The organism is Cyanobium usitatum str. Tous (assembly GCF_003011885.1).
GTDB lineage: Bacteria > Cyanobacteriota > Cyanobacteriia > PCC-6307 > Cyanobiaceae > Cyanobium_A > Cyanobium_A usitatum.
Map to the genome: position 1 here is coordinate 65,975 of NZ_PXXO01000004.1, position 25,696 is coordinate 91,670.

The following is a 25,696-nucleotide window of genomic DNA, read 5'->3' on the forward strand; positions in this document are numbered from 1 at the left end:
CTCCTGCCGCCAGCGGCGCACCACCAGTTCGGGGCTCTGGTGGTCCAGATCCACCGCGGCTCAGCAGTCACAGCTTGAACACCCCATCCTGGGGATTGGATGGCCGCAGCACCAGGCCGAAACGGCTGGCAAAAGCATCCAGCAGGGGCTGGCGCAGCTGCTGGGCGTTGAGCTGCGGCCGCCAATCCACCAGACGCCCCACGGGCCGATCACGGAGTCCACAGGGCACCACTGCCGCAAAGCCAGCCAGGTCGCAATCCACATTCAGGGCCAGGCCGTGCTGGCTGATCCAGCGCCTGGCCCCCACACCGATCGCCGCCAGCTTGCGGCCCTCCAGCCACACCCCGGTGAGCCCATCGATCCGCTCGCCCTGCAGTTCCAGACCCGCCATCACATCGATCACCACCTGCTCAAGTTGGCGCAGATACAGATGCAGGTCAGCGCCGTGGCGCTGCAAATTGAGCACCGGGTAGAGCACCAGCTGGCCCGGGGCGTGGTGGGTCACCTCGCCGCCACGGTCAATGCGGTGCAGGGGCAGGGGCGGTGCGGCGGGATCGAAGCGCAGAAAGGCCTCCGATGCGCCGCGGCCCAGGGTGTAGCAGGGCTCATGCTCAAGCAGGACCACGGTGTCAGGGCCCTCGGGATAGTCCAGCAGCCGCTGCTGCAGCTGGCGCTGGACCGCCCAGGCCCGTTCAAACGGCACCGGGACCGTCGCTTCAAAAAGGATTGCATCGAGGTTGGGGGATATCACAAGCCGTTCTTAGCGTTGGTGCACCAGAAGACCGGAGGCGGTTGCCATCTGATGAAACTGCTGATCCATGGCCGCAATCTTGACGTCACTCCCGCCATTCGGGAGTACACCGAAACCAAGCTGACCCGCGCCATTCACCACTTTGAGGGCCTTGTTAAAGAGGCCGATGTGCACCTGTCGGTGGCCCGCAATCCCCGGGTGCCGCAGCAAACGGTTGAAGTCACGATGTTTGCCAATGGCACCGTGATCCGCGCCCAGGAGCGCAGCGACAACCTCTACGCCAGCATCGACCTGGTGGCCAGCAAGCTCAGCCGCCAGCTGCTCCGCTACAAGGACCGCATCCAGGAGCAGGCCCAGGGGCCGGTGCATCGCTCCGCCCGCGATGAGGAGGCCGGCGCCGCCGCCAATCTGCCGGCACCTGGTAGCAGCTTGGTGGACGGCAAGGAGCCCGAACTGCCCAGCAGGGGCGTACGGCGCAAGTACTACGACATGCCCTCGATGAGCATCGACGATGCCCTGCACCAGCTGGAGCTGATCGACCACGACTTCTACGTCTTCCGCGACGCCGAAAGTGGCCAGATCCAGGTGGTTTATCACCGCAACCATGGCGGCTTCGGGGTAATCCAGGCCAAAGACGCGTGAGCGCCGACCGGCCCGACCTAGCCCCCCTGATCGACCACGCCCTGCTGGATCCGCACCACGGCAGCAGCGCCGTGCGCCAGTGCTGCGAGGAAGCCCGCCATTTCGGCTTTGCCGGGGTGTGCGTGGCCTCCCGCTGGGTGGCCAGCGCCAGGGAGCAGCTGCCCCTTGAGGGCAAGGGCGCCAGCCCCCACTTGATCGCCGTGGTGGGCTTCCCCTTCGGCGCCGTGCCGGCGGCGGTGAAGCTGGCCGAAGCGGTGGCCGCAGCTGAGGCCGGCGCCGACGAACTGGACGTGGTGCCCGATTTCGGCGCCCTGGCGGACCGGCAGAGCACGCCTATCCACGACGAACTCGCCGCCATCTGCGAGCTGGGCCTGCCGGTGAAGGTGATCCTGGAGGTGGGCAGGCTCGATCCCGACTCCCTGGCCCTGCTGGTGGAGATCAGCATCGATGCCGGCGCCCGCTTCCTTAAAAGCGGCAGCGGCTTCGGACCAGCGGTAACGGTGGACCACATCGAACAGCTGCGCCAGCTGGCCCGCGGTCGGGCAGCAATCAAGGCCTCCGGTGGCATCGCCAACCTGGAGCAGGCCCTCGCCCTGGTGGAGGCTGGCGCCACCCGGCTCGGCACCAGCCGCGGCGTGGCCCTGGCCCAGGCGATGCGGGGCTGAAGCAACAGTGCCGGAGCAAAGCCTCGAAGGGTTGGCGCTGAGCTGCCGGCCCCTGGGCGAAAACGACAGGCTGCTCACCCTGCTCAGCGACGAGGAGGGGGTGGTGCGGCTGGCCGTACCGGGGGCGCGCAGACCCCGCAGCAGCCTGGCCGCCGCCGTGCCCCTGAGCCATCTACGCCTGCAGGTGGGCGGTCGCAGCGGCCTGAGACGGGTGCGGCAACTGAAGGTGCTGCGCAGCTACAGCGGCCTGGCCCAGCAGCTTGAGGCCCTCGCCGCCGCCCAGGCCCTGATGGAGCTCTGTTTGGCCCTGGTGCCAAGCGACGCACCCTCAGCCGGCATCTTGGGAGACCTACTGATGCAGCTGGGCCGCCTCGACGCCTTGGTGCGGGAGCGGGGCTGCGACCTAGAAGCCCTGGCAATCGCAGTGCAGGGCAGCGTCCACCTGCTGGCCCTTGGCGGCTACGCCCTACCCCTGGGCTGCTGCAGCCGCAGTGGCGAGACCCTGGATCCACCCGTGGGCGATTGGGATTGGCGCTGCAGCCTGGTGCCGAGCGAAGGGTTGGTGATCGGTGGCGTGCCGGGGGCACGGGTGGTGCTCAATGCATCCGAACTGGCCCTGCTGCAACGGCTGCTGCGGCCCAACCTGCCCCGCCGGCGCGATGGCGAACTAATGGGCCCCCTGCCGGTGTGGCTGCACCTGCTGGAGCTGGTGGAGCACTGGTGCCAGGAGCATCTCAGCCGCAAACCCCGGGCCTTTCGGCTGCTGCGCACCGGCTTAGCAGCCGGGACTGCGCCATCATGACGAGTCAGCAGCAATACGAGCCAGTTTGAGCGGCAGTTCCAACGCCACCGGATTGCAGGGCGTTCTGGCGCTGCCCGATTTCCGCTGGCTCTGGCTTGGCCAGATCTTTTCCCAGCTGGCAGACAAGTTTTACATCGTGCTGATGGTGTTCCTGATCGCCCAGACCTGGGTGAAGGGAACGCCTGAGGCCAACCCAGCCCTGGCGGAAGCCGCCTCGGCAATCCGGCTGGACCTGCCCGAGACCCGGGCCCAGATGATCACCCTGCTGGCCACGGGGATCTACGTGGCCAACACGATTCCAGCCATGCTGCTGGGCACTGTCGCCGGGGTCTGGGCCGACCGCTGGCCCAAGCGGGGCGTGATGGTGGCCTCCAACGGCCTGCGGGCGTTGCTGGTCTTGCTAGCTCCCCTATGCCTGGTGGAGGGCCCCGAGTGGCTGGGGCTGAGCTGGGGTTACTGGGGTCTGGTGCTGATGACCTTTTTCGAGTCGGTGCTCACCCAGTTTTTTGCGCCGGCCGAACAAGCAGCCCTACCCCAGCTGGTGCCAAGCGACCAGTTGCTGGCAGCAAACTCGCTCTATCAGGCCACCAGCATGGCCGCCACGATCGTGGGCTTTGCCCTGGGTGATCCGATCCTGCGGCTCCTAGACCTGGGCCTGCAACGAATCGGCATCAGCGGCGGTGAATTTTTGCTGCTGCCGCTTTGCTATGGCCTGGCGGCAGTAGCCATCAGCCGAATCCGCTGGCAGGAGCCGCCTCGGGCACCGAGCCGCACAACCGTTTGGCAAGAGATCGGCGAGGGGCTTCAGGTGCTGCGGGAGCGGCCGCGGGTGTTCAGCGCCATGGTGCAGCTGGTGTTGCTCTACAGCCTGCTTGCCGCCCTTTACGTGCTGGCGATCAGCCTGGCGGCGGCTATCCCCGGGCTTGGCCCCACCCAGTTTGGAACCCTGCTGGCGATGAGCGGCCTGGGCCTGGCCATTGGGGCCCTGGCCGTGGCCCAGCTGGGCCAGGGGCTCAACCGCCGCCACCTGGCTGCCACAGGCCTGGGCACGATCGGCTGGAGCCTGGTGCTGCTGGGTCAGTTGCGCGGCAATTTGGTGTTCACCTTGCTGCTCTGCGGCGTGCTGGGGGTGGGCTCAGCCCTGCTAGCGATTCCCGCCCAAACCACAATCCAGGAAGAAACACCGGAAGAGTTGCGCGGCAAGGTGTTTGGCCTGCAAAACAACCTGATCAACGTGGCCCTGAGCCTGCCTTTGGTGCTGGCTGGGGCGGTGGTGAGCAGATACGGCCTGCTGCCTGTGCTCTGGGGCCTGGCAGCCATTGCCTTGGTGGCGGCCTTATTGGAGCGTCCCTGGAAGCGCTGGTAGCGTGGGCCTCCGGACGCGCGAGCCCTGGTGGCCCACATTGCCTGGCTGGGCAAGAAAACACCGTTCTGCGGCAACGTCACCTACGGACTGAGCACGACCCACGCGCTGCGCAGCCGCGGCCATGGCATCAGCTTTATCCACTTCGACACACCCCCCGGCAGCCTGGCTCGCTCCAGCGATGCCCTGCCGGACGCTGACAACCAGGGCGACAGCAATGGCGGCGGCCCGGAAGTGGCCCTGCCCTACCTGGTGAAGTCTCAGGTGTACACGATTCCATCGCTGGGGGCCCAGCGGGAATTGCGCGAATCCCTGGAGCGACTCAAGCCCGACCTGGTACACGCCAGCCTCACCCTGTCCCCCCTCGATTTCCGCCTACCCGATCTCTGCCAGCAGCTGGGGCTGCCGGTGGTGGCCACCTTTCATCCGGCCTTCGATGCCAGCTTGCGCAACCTCACCGCCGGCACCCAGCAGCTCACTTACCAGCTCTATGGACCCACCCTGGCCAAATTTGATCGGGTGATCGTGTTTTCGGAGCTGCAGGCGGAGATGCTGCTGCGCCTGGGGGTGCGGGCCGAGCGGCTGGCCGTGATCCCCAACGGCGTCGACACCGCCATGTGGCAGCCGGCATCGCTGGCCGCCGCTGCCAGCCCAGACCTGCAGGAGCTGCGCCAGCGCTTTGCGGGCCGGCGCGTCTTCCTGTACATGGGCCGGGTGGCCACTGAGAAAAACGTCGAGGCCCTGATCAAGGCCTGGCGGCTAGTGCGACCCGCCGGCTGCGTGCTGGTGATAGTGGGCGATGGCCCCCTGCGCAGTGCGCTGCAGGCCCCTGGAGATGAACCAGATCTGGTGTGGTGGGGCTATGAGCCCAGCCTGGAGCGACGCGTGGCCTTCCAGCAGCTAGCCGAGGTTTTCCTGCTTCCCTCCCTGGTGGAGGGCCTGAGCCTGGCCCTACTGGAGGCCATGGCAAGCGGCACCGCCTGCATCGCCACCGACGCCGGCGCCGACGGCGAGGTACTGGAGGGGGGCGCCGGCATCGTGATCAGTACCCAGGGCGTCACCACCCAGCTGCGCACCTTGATCCCGGTGCTGCGCGATCAGCCGGTGCTTACCGCCGAGCTGGGCCGCAGGGCCAGGGAGCGGGCCCTGGAACGCTACACCCTTGAAGGCAACATCGACGCCCTCGAGAAGCTCTACGCCCAGCTCATACCCCAGCGCTCACTGGTTGCCTAAGCGTGGTGGCCTAAGAGCTCTCTACAGCAGGCAGCAAACGCCGCAACCGGATCTGGCGCCGCCGTGATCGGCCGGCCGATCACCAGCTGGCTGGCACCGGCGGCGACGGCTTGGGCGGGCGTCAGCACCCGCTGCTGATCCCCCAGGGCCGCTCCAGCCGGGCGGATGCCGGGGGTCACCAGGGCAAAGGGCTCCTGGTGGGCAGCCCGCAGGGCGGCCACCTCCAGCGGGGAGCAGACGCAGCCGCCGATGCCAGCAGCAGCCGCCAGCTGGGCCAGCCGTGGCACGTAGGTGGACAACGGTTCCTCAATGGCCAGCTCGGATGCAAAACGGGCCTGCTCCCAGCTGGTAAGCACCGTCACCGCCAGCAGGGTGGGGGCAGACAGGCCTACCGCCGCAGCCGACTCCAGCGCCGCCGCCTGGGCCGCGCCCAGGGCCACGCTGCCAGCGCTGGCATGCACCGTGATCAGCTCGGCACCGAGGCGGGCGGCGCTGCGGCAGGCGCCGGCCATGGTGGCCGGGATGTCGTGGAACTTGAGATCGAGGAACACCCGCTTGCCCTGGTCGCGCAGCTGCTGGACCACAGCCGGCCCGCCAGCCACGAACAGCTCCAGACCCACCTTCACCCAGCGCAGCGCAGGCACGGCAGACGCAAAGGCCATGGCCTGCTCTGGCGCCATGCCATCGAGGGCCACGATGATTTGATCACTGGGCTCAAGCAAGGGCCGCTGGCAGCTTGCTTGCAGGTTAGGGAGGGCGTCTTCCAGACGACATGGCGATGGCATCAGCGCTGCATCGAGGGCCCTATGCCAGCGCCCAGGCTTGGGCAGTGCGAGCCGTGGCCATGGCCTTCTCCGATTCCACTCCCATGCCGGTGACCCTCAGCCTTGAGCCGGGCGCCTGCTGCCCCCTACCTGCCTGGCACCTCTGGGGCGATGCGGGCATCACCATTCCCTGCGTCAGCTCCGGTGATGCAGCTGCAGCCCAGGGCCCGAGCTGGGACGATCTACTGGGCACCAGGTAGGAGGGCAGCAGGTAGGCGCTGCCGGTGGTAGCGCTCAGCCCGCCACCAGCCTCCTAAAGGTCTTCTTGCCCAGCTGCAGCACCTTGCCGGCGAGGACCTCCGGGCCGGCAAACTCCTGGTTTGGATCGGCGAGCTTTTCGCCATCGAGCTTGACGCCGCCGCCCTGGATCTGGCGGCGGGCTTCGCTGCTGCTAGCGCAGAGGCCCACAGCACTGAGTAGGTAGAAGGCCTTGGCGGGGAAATTCACCGCCGCCAGCGAGGCCTCCGGCACCTCGGCGGCGGCGGCACCGCTACCCGCGGCACCGGCTACAAGCTTGGCTGCATCCACCTGGGCCGCCGCCGCCGCCGGCCCGCCATGGCGCGCCTGGGTGATCTCCAGAGCCATCAGTTTCTGACGCTCCCTGGGGTTCTGCGGCAGATCCGCCATATCCAGATCAGTCAGCAGGGTTAGGTAGTCGTCGACCACCGCATCGGGAACCTTTTCAAGCTTCGAGTACATCGAAAGTGGGTCTTCGGCGAGGCCCACGGTGTTGCCCAGGCTTTTGCTCATCTTCTGCACGCCATCGAGGCCCGGCAGGATTGGCAGCAGCATGCCGAATTGGGGGCGCTGACCGAAGTGACGCTGCAGGTCGCGGCCCATGGCCACGTTGAACTTTTGATCAGTGCCGCCCAGCTCCAGATCCGCCTGCACCTGCACCGAGTCGTAGCCCTGCAGCAGCGGATAAAGAAACTCGTGCAGGGAGATGGGGGCGCCCGAGCCGTAGCGATTGGAAAAGTCCTCCTTGGCCAGCATCTGGCCCACGGTGCTGATGCCCAGCAGCTCAATCACCTGGGGCAGGTCAAGCCCGGTGAGCCACTCGCTGTTGCGGCGCACCTCCAGCCGGCCAGGAGTCTCGAAATCAAGCAGGGCGCGCTCGGGGTCCTGGCCCTGACCCAGCTGCTGCAGGTAGGTGGCAGCATTGGCCTCCACCGCAGCAGCGCTGAGTTGCACCCGGGTGGCGCTCTTACCGGTGGGATCGCCGATGCGGGCGGTGAAATCGCCGATGATCAGCACGGCGATGTGGCCAGCATCCTGGAAGGCCCGCAGCTTGCGGAATAGCAGCGAGTGCCCCAGGTGGATATCGGAGCCGGTGGGGTCGATGCCGAGCTTGATGCGCAAGGGCCGCCCGGCCCGCTCGGCCTCTTCCAGGCGAGCGGCTAGCTGCTGGTCTGGGTCGCTGCAGGCACCGGCACCGCTGCCGGCGGGGAACAGATCCGCCATTCCCCGCTCAAGCCAGGCCGGCAGAGGAGGCAGCCCGGTAGGTGGCTGCTCTGCTGGAGGCTGGTCTGCTGGCGGCTGCTCTTCTGGAGGCTGCGCTGTTGTCATTCGAACTGCGACCCGCCTTGCTCTGTGGCGAGATCGTAGGCAGCCGCTATGCCGTGGCCTCCAGCTCAGACTTCATGCGCTCCAGGGTCTGGTGCATCTGCTGGAACATCGTTTCGGGTGTCATGCCGAACTGGCCCAGCTGGGTGCGTAGCTGCTCCACGGTGAGCTTTGCCTGGAAGTCTTCGGAGAGCTCGAAGCGCTTCATGAACACCCGGTAGCGCTCCATCATGTCCTCCATCTTTTCGATGTAGAGCTTCTTGCCCTCACGATCAAACTTGCCGTACTCACTACCCAGCTGCATCAGCTGCTGGTAATCGCCAAACAGCCGCTTGGCTTCGTCCTGAACGATTTCGGATTCAAAGAACGCCATAACCCTGGCAGCGCAGCGTCTGCAGATTCTGGTGAGGCCTGGCACCCCTGGGGAGTGCGGATAGGCGTATTGCCCCTGGCGGATCGAGCGGAGCTGGCCAGGATGGCGCCAATGCAGGCCCCCAGCCCAGCCTTCAGCGCCGATGGACTTCACGCCCAAGCTTGAGCAGATCCGCCGCAACACCAACCAGATTAACAACCTGCTGCGGGATGCCCGCCTGGTGGCCTGCCTCGGCAACCGGGCCCTGCTCAGCTTCTTTGTGGGCGGCCTGATCGGCCAGGAGCACCTGGTGGGTGCCGCCACCTGTGAGGCCGCCGGCCTGGAGCTGGTGGAGCGGCACCGGCCCTCGATGGTGTTTCTCAGCGACACCCTGGAGCAGGGGTCTGGAATCTCCTTACTGCTGCAAATCAAGCAACGCTGGCCCGGCCTGCACACCTTGTTGCTGATCACCCAGGAGCACCGCCAGAGCGAGATCCAAGCAGCGATCGAGGCCGGCTGCGACGGCTTGCTGGTGGAGTCCCGCATTGGGCTGGGCAGTGCCATGGCCGCCCTGCATGCGATCAGCGGCGGCGGGGTCTACGTAGACCGCAGTCTGACGGAGCTGTTTCGCCGCGGACCAGGCGAGGGGGGGCCCCTAGAACCGCTGACTGGGCGCGAACTCCAGGTGCTCAGCCTGGTGGCCGAAGGCGACACCAACATCGAGATCGGCGAGCGGCTGTTTATCAGCGCCGACACGGCCAAAACTCACCTGCGATCCCTCTGCCGCAAACTCCAGGCCCGCGACCGCACCCACGCGGCCGTGCTCGGCCTGCGCTGGGGCTTAATCGATTGGCCTCAAGAGTGAGGCCCCCGCTAGGTTTGAAGCGTTTTTGATGCGGTGGCATTCCGCCATGGCCAAGCGGCACTGGTTGGATCCCCTGGCGCGTCAGCTGCTGAGGGCCACTGGCCAGATCCCACCAGCACAGATCCCTGCTGCACCTGCCGATGCAGCGGCGGAGCGGGAACGGGAGCTGGTCCAGAGGGAGCTGGTTGAGCAAGAGCTGGTGGAGCAGGAGCTGCTGGCCCTGAAGCTGCAACACAACCCTTCCCTCAGGCTTGAAGATGCTGAGGCCGTAGGCCGGGCCGCTGCCCTGGGCTGGCGGCTTGATGTGAATCGCGCCACCGCGGCCGACTGGTTGCGGCTGCCGGGCATCGCTGCCGATCAGGTGGACCTGCTGCTGCGGCTGCAGGCGGGCGGCATCCAGCTCAGCGGCGCCGACGACCTGCAACGGGTGCTGGATCTCTCCGATGCGCTGGTGCGCCGCTGGCTGCCTTTGCTGGAATTTCGCTGGTACGGCGAGCCAGCAGCGCCTTTGCAATCCGCCACCCGGGTGGATCTCAACCAGGCTTCCAGCCAGGAGATAGCAGGGCTGGGGCTCGATCCGCCCAGGCTCAGCCGACTGCTGCGGGAACGAAGTCGCAGCCCCTTTCGCGATCTGGCAGACCTGCAACAGCGGCTGCAATTTCCCGCCGACCTGGTGGAAAGCTGGATTGGCAAGGTGAGCTTCAAGCAAGGCCCTGCCGGGCCAGCACTGCCCCCAGGCGGCAAGGGCAATACCCGCCTAGGCCAAACCAGCAACGGGGCCTGAAGCGATGGCGCGTCAAGGCGAGTTGTTTACGGCCAGCCAGTTTGGGAGCGCTGGCCGCGCCGATACCCCTGATCTGCCCCTGCAAGCCTCGCAGCTGCTGGACTGGCAGACCCGCCTCGCCGCCCACCAGCAGCCCCTGTGGAGCAACCAAGCTGGTGGTGCCATACAGGTCTCGCTGTTTGCCGGTAGCCCCGGAACACCTGAAGAGATTGCCAAGGCCTTCAACCCCCTGCAGCTCACTCCCCAGGCCCTTTCCTTCTGGCGCTGGCCCGCCGCACCCCAACAGGGTGCAGCCCTCTATCTGGTGACAGATCGGCCCGCCGATCTAGGCCAGCCCCTGCTGCTCTATGTGGGTGAAACCGGCCAGGCAGATCGGCGCTGGAAAGGCGAACACGACTGCAAGGCCTACCTCGCCGCCTACAGCGAAGCCCTGCTGAAAGTGGGCCTGGGCTGCCAAACCAGCATCCGCTTTTGGTTAGATGTGCCCTCCGCCATCCGCCCGCGCCGCGCCTTAGAGCAGGCCCTGATTCAGCGCTGGCTGCCGCCCTTCAACAAGGAAACCCGCAGCCGCTGGGCCACGCCGTTTCAAGCCGATCCTGCCTAGGTGAGTTGGGCTGGCCGCGCTGGCTACGATCGCGCCCAACCTCGGCCGTTCCATGGACTTTCGCTGCATCCCCGACGTCCTACCTGCGGCCCTGGGCGATTTCGATGGTGACTGCCTGGCCGTCGGCCTGTTCGCCGCTGCCGAAGATCGCCCCGACCACCCCCAGCTTGAGCAGCTCAGCGCCGCCCTGGGTCAGTCGCTGACGAGTCGCCTGGAGCAGCGACGCTTCAAAGCCAAGCCCGGGGAATGTCTCAGCCTCGATCGCCTAGATGCCAGCCCCCAGACCCTGATCCTGGTGGGTCTGGGGGCTCCGGCCGACTTCAACCTCGCCGGCCTGCGCCGGGCCTGTGCCGCCGCCAGCCAAGCCGCTGCCGCCGCTGGAGCAAGCCATCTCGCCCTGGCCATGCCGATCGAGGCCTTGGCAGCAGGTGCTGCGGCCCAGGCCATGGCGGAGGCCAGCCGCCTGGCCCTGTTCAGCGACCAGCGCTTCAAGGGGGAGCCCGAGCCCCGGAGCCTGCCGGAGACGATCAGCCTGATCGGGGTGGCAGCAAGCGCCGCTCCCGCCCTGGCGGCAGTGGCAGCTAGCTGCGCCGGCGTCGAGCTGGCCCGGGAGCTAGTGGCCGCTCCGCCCAACGTGGCCACGCCCCAGCACCTGGCCGACACCGCCGCTGCCATCTCCCGCGACTTTGGCCTGGAGCTGACGGTGCTGGAGCGCAGCGACTGCGAGGCCCTGGGTATGGGCTCCTACCTGGCGGTGGCCCAGGGCTCAGACCTGGCCCCCAAGTTCATCCACCTCACCTACCGCCCCGAGGGTGTGGCTAAGCGGCGCCTGGTGCTGGTGGGCAAGGGCCTCACCTTCGATTCCGGCGGCTACAACCTCAAGACCGCCGGCTCCCAGATCGAGATGATGAAGTACGACATGGGCGGTAGCGCGGCGGTGCTGGGAGCCATGCGTGCCATCGCCGAGCTCAAGCCCGCCGGCGTGGAGGTGCACATGATCGTGGCGGCCTGCGAAAACATGATTAGTGGCGGGGCCATCCACCCCGGCGCGATCGTCACCGCCTCCAATGGCAAAACGATCGAAATCAACAACACCGATGCCGAAGGGCGCCTCACCCTGGCCGATGCCCTGGTGTACGCGTGCAAGCTCGAACCGGATGCGGTGGTCGACCTGGCCACCCTCACCGGAGCTTGCGTGATCGCCCTAGGGGAGGAGATGGCGGGCCTCTGGTCCAACAACGACGGCCTGGCCGATGCCCTGCTGGGTGCCAGCGAAGCCAGCGATGAACCCCTCTGGCGCATGCCCCTGAGGGCCTCCTACAAGGCCGGGCTCAAAAGCCAGTTTGCCGACCTCAAGAACACCGGCCCCCGGCCCGGGGGCTCGATCACCGCCGCCCTGTTTCTGCAGGACTTCGTCACCCCCAATCTGGCCTGGGCCCACCTGGATATTGCCGGCACCGTCTGGAGTGACAAGGGCCGCGGCCAGGATCCCGCCGGCGCCACCGGCTTCGGCGTGCGCACCCTGGTGAATTGGGTGTGTTCGGGGGCACCTCTTGAAGCATCGGCCTAAGTTTGGAGCCCTGACGCCTTTGAGCTCTCCGTGGCCGTTCAGAAGATCCGCTGGTATGTGAAGGCCCAACTCGGCGTGCTGCTCCTGCCCGCCGGGCTCTGCCTATTTGGCGAGGCGGTGATCCGCAAAGGGATCCAGGTGCTTGCCGCCGCAGGCAAATTAGAAACCCTGGCCAGCCCCGGGCCCTGGTTTTGGTATGGCACGTTTGGCCTGATCTTGATCAATGCCGGCGTGGGGCTGATGATCGAGAGCGGCCTACTGCGCGGCTATCCCGGACGCAATTAAGACTCAGACAGCCACAACTGCCGTGCGTGCGGCTCCAGCACCCAGGCTGGCCATCAACTCCGCGGGCGACTCCAGGGCATGAATCAGCCAGCGGGCCCTCTCACCGCAGAGGGGCAAGAGGCGATCAAGGTCGTCAGCAGCCTGCTTCGGACTTAGATAGGGCCCAACATGGCGGGTATTCAAACCGTCTCGGATGGTCAGCAGATACATACAGGACTGCTCACGTAATTGACAGAATGTTAGGCACTCCTAGCTTGACCAGAAAGGGCGGAAAGCCGCTCCATAACAGCAATTACGAGACCACCAGGAGCCCTGCTTCTTTAGATTTTCCTAGGAATTGCCGCGATACCCAGCTGGGCACGCTCCCACGGCAGGGAGCGCTAGTCAGGACTTGCTGCCAGAAGCCCAGGCCGCTCCACTGCGAGCGCGCTTGCCCCACACCGAATCAAGCCGCCGATCCCGGCCGCAAGCCCAGCGGTAGTAGTTGTATTTGACGCTGTTGAGCTCCGCGTAGTTCTGGTGATAGGCCTCCGCAGGCCAGAAGCGATTCAGCGGCTTGATCTGCACCTTCAGGGCTGCGACCGGACGGCCCAGCTCGGCGGCGGCCGAGCGCAGGCTTGCCTGGGCCTGGTTTTGTTGATCGGAGCCACTGGTGAAAATCACCGGGCGATAGGAGCTGCCGCGATCGCAAAACTGGCCGCCACCATCTAAGGGATCAATGTTGCGCCAGTAGGAGCGCAGCAGGGCTCCATAGCTGATCCGAGCGGGATCGAACCGCACCCGCACCACCTCCTGGTGGCCGCTGCCCCCAGCCGATACCTGGCCGTAGGTGGGGTTAGCTCCGGCGCCACCGCTGTAACCACTCTGAGCGTCCAACACCCCTGGGAGCTTTTCAAGGTCGTGTTCCAAACACCAGAAGCAACCGCCCGCAAGCACCGCTTCCTGAGGCGCATTGGCAGCCATGGCAGGGGCTGGGGCTACGGCTACGCAAAGCAGGAACAACAGGCTCAGCAGCCAGGCCAGGGGGCGGGCACCAAGCGAGGGGGGGCGGGTATTCATCGAGCTTCCAGTACCTGGTCAAAGATGGCGGATGCTGCCCGCTGGGTGACGCCCGGCTCCCCAAGTTCCAATCGCAGCCGCCGGTATCCATCCAGCATGGTTTGGCGTGCCCCAGAGCTGGCATCAAGCTCAAGCAGGGGTAGGGCCTCGCGCACGATTGCCGCAGCCGTGAGGTCCTCCTGCAGCAGCTCCGGCACCAGCCGCTCTCCTAGCACCAGGTTTACCGGGGAAATGTGGGGCACGCTGAACCGCAGGATGTGACGGGCCACAAAGGCTGTCGCCCGGCTGACCCGATACACCACCACTTGGGGCACACCCCGCAGGGCCAGCTCCAGATTCACCGTGCCCGATTTGGCCAGGGCCAAATCGGCAGCAGCGCAGAGGCAGGCCTTGAGCTGGTCTGAATCAGCGGCAGCAATGATCTCCGCCCGCACCCCTGCCTGGCCAAGTTGCCGCGCCAGATGGGCCTCGAAACCTGGCAATCCCGCCGGCACCACCACCTGCAACTCGGGCAGCTGGCGCTGCAGCTCGGCAGCCGCCGCCACGATGTACGGCAGCATGTAACGGATCTCTTGGCGCCGCGATGCCGGCATCAGCAGCAGCACTGGCGCATCACCGCGCAGCCCAAGCTGACGGCGGGCCTCCTGCTGGCTTGGCACTTCAGCGATGGTGTCCAGCAGAGGATGGCCCACATAGGTGACATTGGCGCCTCGACAGCGATAGAAGCGGGCCTCCTCCTGAAAAATCGCCAGAATCTGATTTGTGAAGCTGATCAGATTGGAGCGGCCGCCGTTGCCGAATTTGAATGCCCACTCTTGCGGGGCTATGTAGTAGGTGACGGGCACCTTGGGAAATCTGCGCTTGAGCCGCAGCCCCAAGCTCACGTTGGGGCCCATGTAGTCGATCAGCACCACGCCATCGGGAGGGTCGCGGCGAAACCAATGCTTCAAGCGCCGCTGCAACCTCAGGGTCGGCAACACAAAGGGAATCGCCTCCAGCAAGCCGATGGCACCCATCCGGGTGGTGTTAGCCAGCAGTGCCGCACCGGCGCGCTCCATGCGCTCGCCTCCAAGGGCCACGATCTCAAGATCGAGCTGGCGTCGCCGGGCCTCCTCGTGCAAAGCCTTTACCAACAGCGATCCCTGCAAATCCCCAGACACCTCACCGGTGCTCACCAGCAACCGCAGCATCAGCGCGTCCCCGGGATCGGCCCGCGGCGGGAGGGGCCAATGGAGGCCTCTAGGAAACTGCACAGCTGGTCTGCAGCACCTCCTAGGGGCTGGGAGCGCAACTGGCTTAGGGCTTCAGCCAGGGTGATGCCACTGCGATAAAGCAGGGTCCAGGCCTGTTTGAGCTGCTCGAATTGTTGGCCGCCATCCTGATCGAATAGGCCGCTGCGCCGCAGGCCGATCTTGTTGAGGGCTCTGACACGGGAGGGATGGCCCTCCACCATGGTGAACGGCGGTACATCTCGCTCGATACGGCTCATACCCCCCACCATGGCCAGGGTTCCTATGTGCACAAACTGATGAATACCAAGTACACCGCCGATCACAGCCCGATCGCCGATAACCACATGGCCGGCCACGGCCACCCCATTGGCGATCACGATCCGGTCGCCTAAGTCGCAATTGTGGCCCAGGTGGCAATAGGCCATCAGCAAATTGCCGCTACCAAGCCGCGTTTGCTGGTGGCCAGTGGTGGCCCGGTTGATAGTGACGCACTCCCTGATGGTGTTCTCGTCGCCAAGCACCACCTCGGTGGGATCCCCCGTGTATTTCAAATCCTGAGGTTCGAGGCCGATGCAGGCCCCGGGAAATATGCGGTTATCGCGGCCCATGCGCACCCGACCATCGAGAACCACATGGGGTCCGATGCGGCAGCCGGCACCAAGCTCCACCTGGGGGCCGATCACGGCGTAGGGCCCAACTTCAACACCGTCAGCCAGCTGAGCTTTGGGATCGACAACAGCCGTGGGATGGATGGTCGTTGCCATCAGTCCACCAGCGAGAACATCAGTTCCCCGGAGCAAACCAGCAGACCATCCACGCTGGCTTCTGCCTTGACCTTGCCGAAACGGCGGCGCTTGAGGCTCAGCAACTCACAGGTGATTACCAGCTGGTCGCCAGGGACCACCGGACGACGAAACCGCACCCCATCGATGCCAGCAAACACAAATAAGCCCTTGGGCAGATCGGGCATCTGGGTAACGATCAACCCGCCCACCTGGGCCATGGCCTCAACGATCAACACTCCCGGCATCAGGGGGCGACCGGGGAAATGGCCCTGAAACTGAGGTTCATTGAGGGTGACGTTCTTGATCGCCACAGCGCGTTTACCCGGCTCATGCTCAATCACCCGATCCACCAGGGCGAAGGGATAGCGGTGGGGCAGCAGTCCCTGAATCTGCTCGCTGGTGAGTATCACCGCAGCTGTGGGATCCAAGGACGCCGGCGCGGCGGGATCAGAAAGCGGTGGGCTGGCGTCAGACAAGGGCATCAACTGGCGAAAGAACTGGAGGTAGAAGATTTGGCCAGGCCGGCCAAGGCCGCAGCCAAAGAGGTGTGGAGCCCGTGGGAGCCGCGGTAAGCGAAAACCTGGGCTCGAGGCAATCCGATCAGCGCCAAGTCTCCCAACAAGTCCAGGATTTTATGGCGCACCGGTTCCTCCACAAACCGCAGCGGCGGATTTAACCAGCTGTCGCCGTCACAAACAAGGGCGTTTTCAAGGCAGCCGCCCCGGATCAGGCCAGCTGCCAGCAGCTGGTCCACCTGAGAGCGCAATCCAAAGGTGCGTGCCGGTGCGATCTGCTCAACAAAAGTGCTCGGTGACAAATCAAGTGAAAACAGCTGGCGGCCAATGGCCGCATCGGCGAATTCAATTGCCGCACCTACCCGCAAGCAGGAGTGGGGCAGGGCCGTGGCAAAACTGACGCCACTGCTAACAGTGAGCGGCAACTCAAGCTCCAGAGGCGCCGATGCATAGGGCAGAGCTTCCAGCCCCGCCTCATCTAGCGCCTCCACCCAGGGCAGGGCCGATCCATCCAGTAAGGGGATCTCCTCGCCGCTCACGAGGATTTCAGCTTGGGTAACACCAGTGCCAGCCAGGGCAGCCAGCAGATGCTCAACCGTGGCTAAACGGCGTTGGTCTAGCCGCAAAGCCGTACAAAGCTGAGTTTCGCTTACGTAATCCGGCGCCAAACGAATCAAGGGGAGCTCCGGTGCATCCAGCCATCCCACCCAGTAGCCCGGGCGCCGTGATGGCTGTAAGCGCACTTGGGCCTGCTGGCCGCTGTGCAAGCCCACACCCTCCCGTTGCACCGACTGGCTCAGAGTCCAGGCACCGGAATAGTCACTTGGCCATTGCGCCACTAGAACTTCCAGCCCACACCCAAGTTGAAGCGCCAATCACTGGAGAAATCCTGGGTGGCAACTTCAAGGCGCAGGGGCCCCACTGGCGTTGTCACGATTAAACCAACTCCAGGCGAATAACCCTCACCTTTCTTACCAAGCAGACCACCAGGGTTACCAGGGATGTCTGCCTGGCTCCCGAAGGTGGTGCCAGCATCAAAAAAGATTTCACCACTAATGATGCTAAAAATGGGAAAGCGATATTCAATCGTGGCTTCAGCAAAACTTTTACCAACTCCCAAATCGCAATCGTAATAACCGCGTACGGAGTTGCCGCCACCCAGACAGAAAGCCTCATAGGGCGGAATATCACTGCCCACCAAGGATCCAGCCGAAACCTGGAAAGCCAGTGCCTGCTTGCAGTCTTTGGTCTCACCGGGCTTAGGCCGGCAGCCCTTGAAGATCTTCAACCACTCCACAGGTATGTAGTGGGTGAAACTGCCGCGAACGCGATTGAAGGTAGGTGAATTCTCGCCTACCGAAATAAATTGCTCCGTGCCGATACTCAGAAAGTTCCCCTTAGTGGGATTACGTGGGTCATTAAGAGTGCTGTAAGTAGCCCCGACCCGAAAACTCACCAGCTGGTTTTCAGAAGCACAATTAAAGGCTAGGCAAATAATTTGGTTGGCAGGGACTGAATCAGGAGACGTAGCAGCCCCTACTACACCGTAGGAGTATTTACTGCCAGAAAAATCCATCGGCGTAACTTCCTGCCCACCAAAAGAAAGAATCAGGCTCCAAGGAGCCTTCTTATAAGGATTACCACCATTGAGGGGTCGCACAAATTGCACATTTGCTCCAATCCGCTGGATCGCGACAGTGTCAAAGTTTGTTCTTACTCTTTCATTCCCGGGGATCGCAGGATCGGGCCCTAGCCTGTCAGTGACTACGTCAAAGTCGGATCCATTAAAATTCTGCAACTCATAAGTGAAGGAATTGTTCTCGTTCTGGAACAACTGGGGCACTTCCCGACTGAAGAAGAAGCGAGCCCGGAAGGAAGTTCGGTATTTGTTGTCCTTGATCCAAGGATCTGTGAAGGTGATATCGCCAAGGCCGCCATACTGGCCATAGGAGATGTTGGTGCCGAGGTCCCAAGCGCGGCCAAACAGGTTGCTGTCCTGCAACTGGATCTGACCAAACACGCCCTGGCTCTGGCTGTAACCCAGGCCGCCTGACAAAGAACCGCTTGACTGCTCAACAATGCCAAGCACAATCACCACCTTGCCAGGCTCGGCCGGCACCGGCTTGAGAGTCACTTTCACATCACTGAAAAGGCCCGTGCCATAGATGCGCTTGATGTCCTCCTCCAGCTCGCGCCGGTTGAACACCTGTCCAGGGCGCAGGGACACCTCGCGGGTCACGACCCAGGGCTTGGTCTTGCCCCGAATTGGCTCGCCTTTGTCGTTGGTAGCGGAGCCTTCCTTGTTGAGGAACTGCACCTCAACCCCCTCAACGGTGCCCTGGCGCACCAGCAGCTCCACGACCCCCTCAGGACTCACCCGACTAGGGCCGGTGATCCGCGCCAGGGAGTAGCCCTGATCTGCGTACCAGCGCTGCAACTCCTGCATGCGGGTCTGCAGGGTGTTGAGGTTGAGGGTTTTGCCGTAGTCAGCGGCGAAGGTGTCCTTAACCACCTGCTCCGGCAACTTCAGGTCGGCTGGATCGAGCTTGACCTGCTGCAACACCGGGTTGGCCACCACCACCACCACCAGCCGCACGCCCAGCGGACCATCTACGGGCTGGATACGCACATCGGAAAACCAGCCGCTGGCGTAGATCGCTGAAAGGTCGGTCTGGAGCTCGTTGCGGGTCACCCGCGAGCCTGGGGTGGCCGCCATCGCGGCATAGGCAGCCAGCTCCAGCCGTTCCCGTTCGGGGTGGTCTTGAAGGCCTTCGATCGCCACCTCCGCGATCAAAACCTTGGGTTCAGCTTTGGCAGCAGGCTCGGCTACCGGAGCGGCCTGAGTCGGGAATGGTGTCTGGGGGATCGGCTGGGCGGGCTCAGGCGCCTGGCTGGCAGGCGCCTGGGTAGCTGGCGCCTGGGTGGCAGGCGCCTGGGTAGCTGGCGCCTGGGTGGCAGGCTCCGCTGAAGGATTGTCCACCTGCTGTGATGCGGGTTGGGCCAGGGCCGGGGTCGCCGAGAGGAGGGCGGCGCCCATCAGGGGCCAAACATCCTTCAAACTCAGCAAACCAGCCATGGGGAAGGGGTAGCGGAGCGGACAGGCCGCAAATTGGGCTGACCTTACCGGTAGACCCTGGGTGGAGGACAGGCCCCTTGGACCCGTTTGAGGACCTCCCCGTAGGCCTCGACAACGCCGCCTAAATCCTGTCGGAATCGATCCTTGTCCAAAATCCGGTCCTGAGAATCCATTACCTCCCTATCCCAAAGACGGCATGTATCAGGGCTGATCTCGTCAGCAACCACCAATTCACCACTGGCCGTATGCCCCAATTCGATCTTGAAATCGACCAGCTGCAGGCCGACTGAATCAAACAGGGCCAGCAATTCCCGGTTCACCTGACGGGCCAGCTCTTCCAACTGGCGGCGCTGCTCAGGAGTAACCAAGCCCAAATGCTCAAGGCGGGCTTCGGTGAGCAGCGGATCTCCGAAGCCATCGTCTTTGTAATAGAGATCAAGCAAGGGTGGCTCCAGCGGCGTTCCTGGCGCGATGGGCATCTGCTTGCAAAGCGAGCCCGCAGCCACATTGCGGATCACCACTTCGATCGGGATCACCCGCACTGGACGGGCCAGCATCCAGCGGCTGCCATCGACCCCGAGGTAGTGGGTGGGGATGCCCCGTGCGGCGAGATGTTCAAAAAGCAAAGCCGAAATTCGGCAGTTCAACTCTCCCTTCCCTGCCAGTTGGGCCTTTTTGAGGGCATTGAACGCGGTGGCATCGTCTTTGTATTCGACCGCTACCAAGTCGGGCTGATCTGTGGCGAATACCCGTTTGGCCTTGCCTTCGTAAAGCAGGGAACCAAGGTTGTAGGCCGTCATGGCTGGGGATCGGGGGACTGCGCTGCGGCGGCATGGCCACCAGGGGCGCGGGGGGTGCGAAGTTGACGCTCCAGATCACCCTGCCGGGACAGGGCAGCAGGATCCCGCCGCTGCAACATCCACTCACCGTAGGCATCGTCGATACGGGAACTAAGGCGCAGGCGCCGCTCCGTTGCCCGGGCGACCTGCTCCGGCGTACTACCGGCCAGGGCCAGCTGCTGATCGAGGATCTCAGCTACCAGCCCCCAGCTGCCTGAGGACGCCGCCTGCTCGAGGGCAAGCTCCAGGATCCGATCCTGCTCAAGAGCTGGGAGTGCTCCGGAAAGCGCCACCGCCTTAGCCAGCCGGGCCGCCGTCGCCGCACCGGGCTGGGCGCTGCTGACCAACACCTCAGCGGCCCGTTGCCGTTGACCCAGGCTTTCCAGATGGCCCGCCAACAGATCCAGGGCTGGGCAATTGATCGGGGTGCCGTCCTGACGCTGACCCGCCGGCAACTCCAGCAACGCCAGCTGCCCAAGGTTTCCAGCCGCAAGCCGCTCGAGGGCATCGGCCGCCAGCTGGTGGTGCAGTCCCGCCTGGGCAGCGCGCCACTGCAGCACCAGCCACTGGGTCCGCTCAGCGCCCGGTGCCGGCCCCACCCGCGCCAGCACCTGCAGGGCCCCGTCAGGTGCCTGGCAGCTCAACAGGCTGTGGGCATTAGTCAGCACCACCACAAGAGGCTGGGGCGCTGGGTGGATCGTGAGCAGCCGCTGTTGCAACTGGCGCAACAGCGGCCCATCGCTGCGCCGCACGGCACTGACGCAGGCGGCGTCGAGGGCATTGAGATCTCCATCGCGCAGCAGGGCAATCAGGGCTGGATCCGCGCTGGCGGCCCTGGTCTTGGCTTGCGCTTCTGCGGCAGGCGCGGCGGCCATAAGACCCACCAGCGCAGCCCCAAAAATTGGGAACAGCCGGGCCCGGGGCAAGAATGGCGCTGGTATTGCCGGCATGTCTAGAAACAGGGCCTGGCAGCCCCCCGCACCACGTTTCAACTTAGAAGAGCTTTCGCTCAGTCCCCACCTCGCGTCCGGCCCATGCCCCCTGCCTCCTGTCCAACACCCGCGCGGATCCTGGTGATCGGCGCGGGTGGCCGCGAGAACGCGCTGGGCTGGGCCCTGGCCCGCTCGCCAGGGGTTGAGGCGGTCTGGATTACCCCTGGCAATGGGGGCAGCTGCGACCTACCGGGCTGCCAGCAACTGGCCATCGCCGAATCCGACCACGATGCGCTAATGGCCGCCTGCCGCGACCTGGCAATTGAACTGGTGGTGGTGGGTCCAGAAGCCCCCCTGGCTGCTGGCCTGGCCGACAGCTTGCGCGCCGCGGGATTCCCTTGCTTCGGCCCGGGGGCCGATGGGGCGCAGCTGGAGGCAAGTAAGCAGTGGGCTAAGGCGCTGATGCAGGAGGCCGGCATTCCAACCGCCGGCTACTGGGCTGCAAACAGCCGCGACCAAGCTCTGCAAATTTTGACGGCCCAGGGGCGCCCCCTGGTGGTGAAGGCAGATGGCCTGGCCGCCGGCAAAGGCGTCACGGTGGCCGAAAGCGTTGAGGAAGCACGCGCCGCCATCGAGGAAATTTTTGCCGGCCGCTTCAGCGCAGGGACAGAGGATGCTGGCGCCGAATTGACAAGCGTCTCCCTGGTGCTGGAGGAGCGCACCGTTGGTCCCGAAGTGTCCGTATTCGCCCTCTGCGATGGCCAGCGCATGGTGCTCCTGCCCACTGCCCAGGATCACAAGCGCATCGGCGAGGGCGACACCGGCGCCAACACCGGCGGCATGGGCGCCTACGCCCCGGCTCCCCTGTTGGATGCGGCCGGCCTAGAAGAAGTGCGCCAGCGGGTGCTTGAGCCCACCGTGGCCGCCCTGAGAGCTCGAGGCATCGACTACCGCGGCGTGATCTACGCCGGCTTGATGCTCACCGCAGCCGGAGCGAGCGTGATCGAATTCAATTGCCGCTTCGGCGATCCGGAGTGCGAAACCCTGATGCCCTTGCTGGGGCCAGAGCTAGCCCAAATTCTGTTGGCCTGCGCCAACGGCAACCTCGACCAAGCACCAGCCCTCACCATCCATCCCGGCTGCAGTGCCTGCGTTATCGCCGCTGCGGAGGGCTACCCAGGTGAGCTGCGCCGCGGCGACCCCATCGCAAGCGCCCTGCAGCCCTCCGACCAGTTGCAGCTGTTCCATGCGGGCACCCGCCGTGATGACCATGGCCGCTGCCTAACCAGCGGCGGCCGGGTGCTGGCGGTGGTGGCCCAGGCCGAAGACTTTGATACCGCCTTCGAGCGGGCCTACACCGGGCTAGCCCAAGTGCACTTTGAGGGCATGAGCTTCCGCCGCGACATCGGCCATCAGGTGCGCAGCCGATGAGCTGGCGCCAGGCCATGGGCCGCTGGTGGGCGGAATTCAGCCTGCAGACCAAGCTGCTGGCTGTGGCCACCCTGGTGGTGAGCCTGCTGATGACGGGCATCACCTTTTTGGCCCTCAACGGCATCCAGAGAGATGCCCAGCTGAGCGATACCCGCTACGCCCGAGACCTTGGCCTGCTGCTATCGGCCAACATCACGCCCCTGGTGGCTGAGGGCAACGACCGGGAGCTGGCGGCAGTAGCAGATCGTTTCTGGCGCTCCAGCCGCAGTCTTCGCTACATCTTTTTCGCCGATCCAGAAGGGGTGATCTACCTAGGCATTCCGATCGGTGCCAGCTCTGGCAGCAGCGAGCTGCTGCTCAGCCGCCGACTCGAATTGCCCGCAGACCTACAGAAACGGCCTGACACGCCCCTGATCCGCCAGCACCTAAGCCCAGAAGGCCAGGTGACCGATGTGTTTGTGCCGATGGTGAGTGACGGCCGCTATCTCGGCGTGCTGGCCCTGGGTATCAATCCAAACGAAACCCTGCTCACCAGTGCCGCCCTCACCCGGGAGGTGACAGTGGCTGTGTTCATCTCAATCTGGGTGCTGGTGATTTTGGGAGCAGTTTTCAATGCCCTCACCATCACGCGCCCTGTGAAAGAGCTGCTGCAGGGGGTGCGCTCGATCGCTGGCGGCAACTTCGAAACCCGGCTGGCCCTACCGGTTGGAGGGGAATTAGGGGAGCTGCTCGACGGCTTCAACACCATGGCCTCCCAGCTGGAGGACTACAAGGCTGCAAACATCGAGGAGCTCACCGCCGCCCAGGTGAAGCAGCAGTCCCTGATCGCCAAGATGGCCGATGGGGCGGTGCTGCTGGATGCCGAGGGCGCAATTGTGCTGGCCAACCCCACCTCCCGTCGGCTGTTCCGCTGGGAGGGCCGCAACCTCGAGGGCAACGACCTGATTGCCGAGCTGCCGGAAAGGCTGGCGATGGAGGTGCAGCCAGCCCTCGACAGCGTGACCTGCCGCGACCGAGACAGCGCCGATGTGCGTTGCAGTTTTGGCGAACCGATCCGCACCCTGCGCATCGTTTTGCAGTCGGTGAGTGACGCCAGCGGCGAAAGCCTCAAGGGCATCGCCATGACCATCCAAGACCTAACCCGCGAGGTGGAGCTCAATGCCGCCCAGAGCCGCTTCATCAGCAATGTCTCCCACGAGCTGCGCACGCCGCTGTGCAACATCAAGAGCTACGTGGAAACCCTCCACGACCTAGGCGACCAGCTCAGCGAAGAGGAAAAGCGCGAATTTCTAGGGATCGCCAACGCCGAAGCCGACCGGCTCACCAGGCTTGTCAACGACGTACTCGACCTATCCCGGCTGGAGTCGGAGCGGGAGTGGAACCTAGAACCGCTGGAGCTGGCCCCAGCCATCGAGCAGATACTGCGCACCTACCGCCTCAATGCGGATGAAAAGGGCGTCTCCCTGGCCTTTGAAGCCGATCCCCAGCTGCCCCGCATCCTGGGCAACTGGGACCTGCTACTGCAGGTGTTCGACAACCTGGTGGGCAATGCCCTCAAGTTCACCCCCAAGGGTGGGCGGCTGCAATTACGGGCCTACCCCTGGCCCGATCTCTGCGTGCTAACTCCGGGCAACGAACCCAGCAGCGACAGCCCCAGCTGCGATCTCACCTCGCCCCTACCCCGGATTCGAATCGAAATCTCCGACAGCGGCTGCGGCATCTCGGATGCAGACCAGGAGTGCATTTTTGATCGCTTCTATCGAGTTGAAAACGCGGTGCACACCGAAGCTGGCACGGGCCTGGGCCTATCGATTGTGCGTGGCAACCTCGAAAAACACGGCACCCAGGTGCGCATGGCCAGCGCCCTAGGGGTGGGCAGCACCTTCTGGTTTGACCTACCCCTAGAGAATTCCGACACGGACGAACTGCGGTTACTGGCCGAGCGACGCCGCTACGACCAGGCCGAGATTTAAATCTCGTCGGCGGCGACGCTGCGGGCGATACGGGAGAGCTCGCTGCGCTCGTCGGTAGTGATCCGGTGGGGCACCCCGGAGATGATGCGCTCGAAGTTGGAAAAGGAATCCTTGATCTCAGGGCCATTGCTGGTGATCACGAATTCACGGATGCCCTTGTCGTGCCAGGAGCCGCGCATTTTGAACACATTCAAGGCACGGGCCATCTCACCGCGGATCTCCACGTATTGGAGCAGCAGGATCGTGTCGGTGATTGTGGAGATATGGGAGTCGGTGATCGAATGGCTACCCATGAACTCCTCGGAGGTGTTCGTAAAGAAGCCGGCAATCTCCTCCTGCTTGGCATAACCAGTAACGCCAATCACAAACTGCCGAAAGGCGTTGTGGCTCACGCCCCTGGCTAGGGCACTTAGGGAATCGATCGCCATACGCGATGGCTTGAATTCGCCTATTTCGGTTTTGATGATTTGGAGGTGATCTTCCAAACCCGTGGACTCGGGATAGGCGCAAATGATCTTAAGGAGGCCGTCCTGCTCCATCTGCTCAAAATCGATACCCCAACTGGTGGCATTGCGAAGCAGCTGGGCACGGGACTCCTCGTAAGCGAACAGAATTGCTCTCTCCTTAGAGCGACAAGCATCCTCGACAAATTTGGATACCAGCAGGGTTTTACCCGTACCCGTGGCACCGGTGGCCAAGATGATCGAATCCTTAAAGAAGCCTCCGCCGCACATCTCGTCGAGCCTGGGAACGCCGGAGCTGAGCCGCACATTTGAGGATCGCTGGGTGAGGCGCATGGCTCCCAGCGGGAAAACGCTGATGCCGTGGCTACCCATCGTGAAAGGGAACTCACCCTTCATATGGGTGGTGCCGCGCAGCTTGAGAATCTCCGCGGTGCGGCGCCGCCGCTCCCCCTCCAGCACGTTGCGGAGAATCACAACGTTGTCGGAAACAAATTCTTCAACCCCGTAGCGAGCAATCGGACCGTATTCATCGATCCTTTCGGTAGTCATCAGAGTGGTGACACCAATTTCCTTTAACCTGGCAATAAGGCGGAATATCTCCCGACGCACCACAGAAACCGCGTCGTATTGCTGAAATACAGCCGTAATTGAATCAATAGCCACCCTCCGGGCTTTGTACTTGCGAATTGCATAATTAATCCGCTCAATCAAACCGGAAAGATCAAAGCTACCCGCCACATCCTGACCTTCCGGATCCGGCGAGGCGTCAAGAATAAAGAGCTTGTCTTGCTCTACCATCTCTTGCAGATCCCAGCCGAAACTTGCCGCATTACGCAGAATATCTAGGGGCGACTCTTCAAAGGTTACAAAGATTCCTGGTTCGTTATACTGACGAATGCCGTTATATAGGAAGTTAAGAGAAAATACCGTCTTGCCGGTGCCTGAGGTACCACTGATCAGGGTGGAGCGACCGATGGGCAAACCGCCATGGCACACGTCGTCGAAGCCCTCGATCCCAGTCGGGAGCTTCTGCACCTGCATCAGGGGGTTGCTAGTGGGGCTTGGTTCCTGCATCGAGGGAAGAGTT

Annotated in this window: 27 protein-coding genes; 13 read left to right on the forward strand and 14 right to left on the reverse strand. The window is 64.1% G+C overall.

Features of this window, described 5'->3' with window-relative positions; translation table 11 throughout:
- Positions 1 to 67 precede the first annotated feature (67 nt).
- A complete protein-coding gene (gene lipB / locus C7K55_RS04675) occupies positions 68 to 748 on the reverse strand; it encodes a lipoyl(octanoyl) transferase LipB (RefSeq protein WP_106502386.1) in 681 nt (226 codons plus the stop codon).
- 54 nt (positions 749 to 802) lie between these two features.
- Here lipB and hpf point away from each other — a divergent pair, with 54 nt between their 5' ends.
- The 5 genes from hpf to C7K55_RS04700 are packed head-to-tail and all read left to right on the forward strand — an operon-like array spanning position 803 to position 5,456.
- A complete protein-coding gene (gene hpf, locus C7K55_RS04680; RefSeq protein WP_106502264.1) occupies positions 803 to 1,393 on the forward strand; it encodes a ribosome hibernation-promoting factor, HPF/YfiA family in 591 nt (196 codons plus the stop codon).
- Positions 1,390 to 2,058 (forward strand): deoxyribose-phosphate aldolase, encoded by a 669-nt coding sequence (deoC, locus tag C7K55_RS04685; protein WP_106502265.1) that lies wholly within the window; start codon positions 1,390 to 1,392, stop codon positions 2,056 to 2,058. Before hpf ends, deoC begins: the two co-directional genes overlap by 4 nt.
- A 7-nt stretch (positions 2,059 to 2,065) precedes the next feature.
- Positions 2,066 to 2,860, forward strand: coding sequence for a DNA repair protein RecO (recO, locus tag C7K55_RS04690; protein ID WP_106502266.1), 795 nt, complete (start codon positions 2,066 to 2,068; stop codon positions 2,858 to 2,860).
- A gap of 25 nt (positions 2,861 to 2,885) precedes the next feature.
- A complete protein-coding gene (locus tag C7K55_RS04695; RefSeq protein ID WP_193486152.1) occupies positions 2,886 to 4,226 on the forward strand; it encodes an MFS transporter in 1,341 nt (446 codons plus the stop codon).
- Between the two features lie 27 nt (positions 4,227 to 4,253).
- The gene (locus tag C7K55_RS04700) at positions 4,254 to 5,456 is read left to right on the forward strand and encodes a glycosyltransferase family 4 protein (RefSeq protein ID WP_106502268.1); all 1,203 of its coding nucleotides are present in this window, start codon (positions 4,254 to 4,256) and stop codon (positions 5,454 to 5,456) included.
- Here the strand turns inward: C7K55_RS04700 and pyrF are convergent.
- Positions 5,453 to 6,178, reverse strand: coding sequence for an orotidine-5'-phosphate decarboxylase (pyrF, locus tag C7K55_RS04705; RefSeq protein ID WP_254969524.1), 726 nt, complete (start codon positions 6,176 to 6,178; stop codon positions 5,453 to 5,455). The genes C7K55_RS04700 and pyrF overlap by 4 nt on opposite strands.
- A gap of 56 nt (positions 6,179 to 6,234) precedes the next feature.
- On the opposite strand from pyrF, the gene C7K55_RS04710 reads away from it, so the two are divergent.
- Entirely contained in the window at positions 6,235 to 6,480 is a 246-nt protein-coding gene (locus tag C7K55_RS04710) for a hypothetical protein (RefSeq protein WP_127431984.1), read from the forward strand.
- 34 nt (positions 6,481 to 6,514) lie between these two features.
- Here C7K55_RS04710 and tyrS read toward each other — a convergent pair whose 3' ends face one another.
- Together tyrS and C7K55_RS04720 are read right to left on the reverse strand one after the other, a co-directional pair.
- The gene (gene tyrS, locus C7K55_RS04715; protein ID WP_241518192.1) at positions 6,515 to 7,741 is read right to left on the reverse strand and encodes a tyrosine--tRNA ligase; all 1,227 of its coding nucleotides are present in this window, start codon (positions 7,739 to 7,741) and stop codon (positions 6,515 to 6,517) included.
- A gap of 151 nt (positions 7,742 to 7,892) precedes the next feature.
- On the reverse strand, positions 7,893 to 8,216 hold the full coding sequence (locus C7K55_RS04720) for a DUF1825 family protein (protein ID WP_106502272.1): 324 nt from the start codon (positions 8,214 to 8,216) through the stop codon (positions 7,893 to 7,895).
- A gap of 142 nt (positions 8,217 to 8,358) precedes the next feature.
- Here C7K55_RS04720 and C7K55_RS04725 point away from each other — a divergent pair, with 142 nt between their 5' ends.
- From C7K55_RS04725 to C7K55_RS04745, 5 genes are read left to right on the forward strand one after another with little or no spacing between them, the layout of a single operon-like run.
- Positions 8,359 to 9,060: a LuxR C-terminal-related transcriptional regulator gene (locus C7K55_RS04725; protein ID WP_106502273.1), complete on the forward strand. Its 702-nt coding sequence runs from the start codon at positions 8,359 to 8,361 to the stop codon at positions 9,058 to 9,060.
- A gap of 46 nt (positions 9,061 to 9,106) precedes the next feature.
- Positions 9,107 to 9,844: a ComEA family DNA-binding protein gene (locus C7K55_RS04730; RefSeq protein WP_106502274.1), complete on the forward strand. Its 738-nt coding sequence runs from the start codon at positions 9,107 to 9,109 to the stop codon at positions 9,842 to 9,844.
- Positions 9,845 to 9,848: 4 nt separating this feature from the next.
- Positions 9,849 to 10,448, forward strand: coding sequence for a hypothetical protein (locus C7K55_RS04735; protein WP_106502275.1), 600 nt, complete (start codon positions 9,849 to 9,851; stop codon positions 10,446 to 10,448).
- A gap of 52 nt (positions 10,449 to 10,500) precedes the next feature.
- Complete coding sequence (locus C7K55_RS04740; protein WP_106502276.1) at positions 10,501 to 12,018, forward strand: leucyl aminopeptidase; 1,518 nt, start codon at positions 10,501 to 10,503, stop codon at positions 12,016 to 12,018.
- A 30-nt stretch (positions 12,019 to 12,048) separates the two neighbouring features.
- Positions 12,049 to 12,303 carry a hypothetical protein gene (locus C7K55_RS04745; protein ID WP_106502277.1) on the forward strand — a complete coding sequence of 85 codons (255 nt, stop codon included), beginning with the start codon at positions 12,049 to 12,051 and terminating at the stop codon, positions 12,301 to 12,303.
- Between the two features lie 3 nt (positions 12,304 to 12,306).
- Here the strand turns inward: C7K55_RS04745 and C7K55_RS04750 are convergent, their stop codons facing one another.
- From C7K55_RS04750 to C7K55_RS04790, 9 genes are all read right to left on the reverse strand, one after another.
- Positions 12,307 to 12,513: a hypothetical protein gene (locus tag C7K55_RS04750; RefSeq protein WP_106502278.1), complete on the reverse strand. Its 207-nt coding sequence runs from the start codon at positions 12,511 to 12,513 to the stop codon at positions 12,307 to 12,309.
- Between the two features lie 174 nt (positions 12,514 to 12,687).
- Positions 12,688 to 13,362: a peptide-methionine (S)-S-oxide reductase MsrA gene (msrA, locus tag C7K55_RS04755; RefSeq protein WP_106502279.1), complete on the reverse strand. Its 675-nt coding sequence runs from the start codon at positions 13,360 to 13,362 to the stop codon at positions 12,688 to 12,690.
- Entirely contained in the window at positions 13,359 to 14,552 is a 1,194-nt protein-coding gene (gene lpxB / locus C7K55_RS04760; RefSeq protein WP_106502280.1) for a lipid-A-disaccharide synthase, read from the reverse strand. Before lpxB ends, msrA begins: the two co-directional genes overlap by 4 nt.
- Complete coding sequence (lpxA, locus tag C7K55_RS04765) at positions 14,552 to 15,358, reverse strand: acyl-ACP--UDP-N-acetylglucosamine O-acyltransferase (protein ID WP_106502281.1); 807 nt, start codon at positions 15,356 to 15,358, stop codon at positions 14,552 to 14,554. The genes lpxB and lpxA overlap by 1 nt, the downstream gene beginning before the upstream one ends.
- A complete protein-coding gene (gene fabZ / locus C7K55_RS04770) occupies positions 15,358 to 15,786 on the reverse strand; it encodes a 3-hydroxyacyl-ACP dehydratase FabZ (RefSeq protein ID WP_106502387.1) in 429 nt (142 codons plus the stop codon). The genes lpxA and fabZ overlap by 1 nt, the downstream gene beginning before the upstream one ends.
- A gap of 74 nt (positions 15,787 to 15,860) precedes the next feature.
- The gene (gene lpxC, locus C7K55_RS04775; RefSeq protein ID WP_106502282.1) at positions 15,861 to 16,733 is read right to left on the reverse strand and encodes a UDP-3-O-acyl-N-acetylglucosamine deacetylase; all 873 of its coding nucleotides are present in this window, start codon (positions 16,731 to 16,733) and stop codon (positions 15,861 to 15,863) included.
- Positions 16,733 to 18,931 carry a BamA/TamA family outer membrane protein gene (locus C7K55_RS04780; protein ID WP_241518178.1) on the reverse strand — a complete coding sequence of 733 codons (2,199 nt, stop codon included), beginning with the start codon at positions 18,929 to 18,931 and terminating at the stop codon, positions 16,733 to 16,735. The genes lpxC and C7K55_RS04780 overlap by 1 nt, the downstream gene beginning before the upstream one ends.
- An 83-nt stretch (positions 18,932 to 19,014) precedes the next feature.
- A complete protein-coding gene (gene purC, locus C7K55_RS04785; protein WP_106502284.1) occupies positions 19,015 to 19,770 on the reverse strand; it encodes a phosphoribosylaminoimidazolesuccinocarboxamide synthase in 756 nt (251 codons plus the stop codon).
- Positions 19,767 to 20,801: a hypothetical protein gene (locus tag C7K55_RS04790; RefSeq protein ID WP_206603476.1), complete on the reverse strand. Its 1,035-nt coding sequence runs from the start codon at positions 20,799 to 20,801 to the stop codon at positions 19,767 to 19,769. Before C7K55_RS04790 ends, purC begins: the two co-directional genes overlap by 4 nt.
- 42 nt (positions 20,802 to 20,843) lie before the next feature.
- Between C7K55_RS04790 and purD the strand changes: the two genes are divergently transcribed.
- Both purD and nblS read left to right on the forward strand, forming a co-directional pair.
- On the forward strand, positions 20,844 to 22,172 hold the full coding sequence (gene purD / locus C7K55_RS04795; protein ID WP_106502286.1) for a phosphoribosylamine--glycine ligase: 1,329 nt from the start codon (positions 20,844 to 20,846) through the stop codon (positions 22,170 to 22,172).
- On the forward strand, positions 22,169 to 24,145 hold the full coding sequence (gene nblS, locus C7K55_RS04800; protein ID WP_106502287.1) for a two-component system sensor histidine kinase NblS: 1,977 nt from the start codon (positions 22,169 to 22,171) through the stop codon (positions 24,143 to 24,145). Before purD ends, nblS begins: the two co-directional genes overlap by 4 nt.
- Here nblS and kaiC read toward each other — a convergent pair.
- On the reverse strand, positions 24,142 to 25,683 hold the full coding sequence (kaiC, locus tag C7K55_RS04805; protein WP_106502288.1) for a circadian clock protein KaiC: 1,542 nt from the start codon (positions 25,681 to 25,683) through the stop codon (positions 24,142 to 24,144). The two genes, nblS and kaiC, sit on opposite strands and share 4 nt — an antisense overlap.
- Positions 25,684 to 25,696 lie beyond the last annotated feature (13 nt).

Bases quoted from the DNA above. Each gene is read 5' to 3' on its own strand.
- C7K55_RS04780 (WP_241518178.1), bottom strand. From the start codon at position 18,931: ATGGGCGCCGCCCTCCTCTCGGCGACCCCGGCCCTGGCCCAACCCGCA.
- C7K55_RS04735 (WP_106502275.1), top strand. From the start codon at position 9,849: ATGGCGCGTCAAGGCGAGTTGTTTACGGCCAGCCAGTTTGGGAGCGCT.
- C7K55_RS04710 (WP_127431984.1), top strand. From the start codon at position 6,235: ATGGCATCAGCGCTGCATCGAGGGCCCTATGCCAGCGCCCAGGCTTGG.
- msrA (WP_106502279.1), bottom strand. From the start codon at position 13,362: ATGAATACCCGCCCCCCCTCGCTTGGTGCCCGCCCCCTGGCCTGGCTG.
- hpf (WP_106502264.1), top strand. From the start codon at position 803: ATGAAACTGCTGATCCATGGCCGCAATCTTGACGTCACTCCCGCCATT.
- purD (WP_106502286.1), top strand. From the start codon at position 20,844: ATGCCCCCTGCCTCCTGTCCAACACCCGCGCGGATCCTGGTGATCGGC.
- C7K55_RS04740 (WP_106502276.1), top strand. From the start codon at position 10,501: ATGGACTTTCGCTGCATCCCCGACGTCCTACCTGCGGCCCTGGGCGAT.
- C7K55_RS04720 (WP_106502272.1), bottom strand. From the start codon at position 8,216: ATGGCGTTCTTTGAATCCGAAATCGTTCAGGACGAAGCCAAGCGGCTG.
- nblS (WP_106502287.1), top strand. From the start codon at position 22,169: ATGAGCTGGCGCCAGGCCATGGGCCGCTGGTGGGCGGAATTCAGCCTG.
- purC (WP_106502284.1), bottom strand. From the start codon at position 19,770: ATGACGGCCTACAACCTTGGTTCCCTGCTTTACGAAGGCAAGGCCAAA.
- C7K55_RS04750 (WP_106502278.1), bottom strand. From the start codon at position 12,513: ATGTATCTGCTGACCATCCGAGACGGTTTGAATACCCGCCATGTTGGG.
- kaiC (WP_106502288.1), bottom strand. From the start codon at position 25,683: ATGCAGGAACCAAGCCCCACTAGCAACCCCCTGATGCAGGTGCAGAAG.
- lpxA (WP_106502281.1), bottom strand. From the start codon at position 15,358: ATGGCAACGACCATCCATCCCACGGCTGTTGTCGATCCCAAAGCTCAG.
- C7K55_RS04730 (WP_106502274.1), top strand. From the start codon at position 9,107: ATGGCCAAGCGGCACTGGTTGGATCCCCTGGCGCGTCAGCTGCTGAGG.
- tyrS (WP_241518192.1), bottom strand. From the start codon at position 7,741: ATGGCGGATCTGTTCCCCGCCGGCAGCGGTGCCGGTGCCTGCAGCGAC.
- C7K55_RS04725 (WP_106502273.1), top strand. From the start codon at position 8,359: ATGGACTTCACGCCCAAGCTTGAGCAGATCCGCCGCAACACCAACCAG.
- lpxB (WP_106502280.1), bottom strand. From the start codon at position 14,552: ATGCTGCGGTTGCTGGTGAGCACCGGTGAGGTGTCTGGGGATTTGCAG.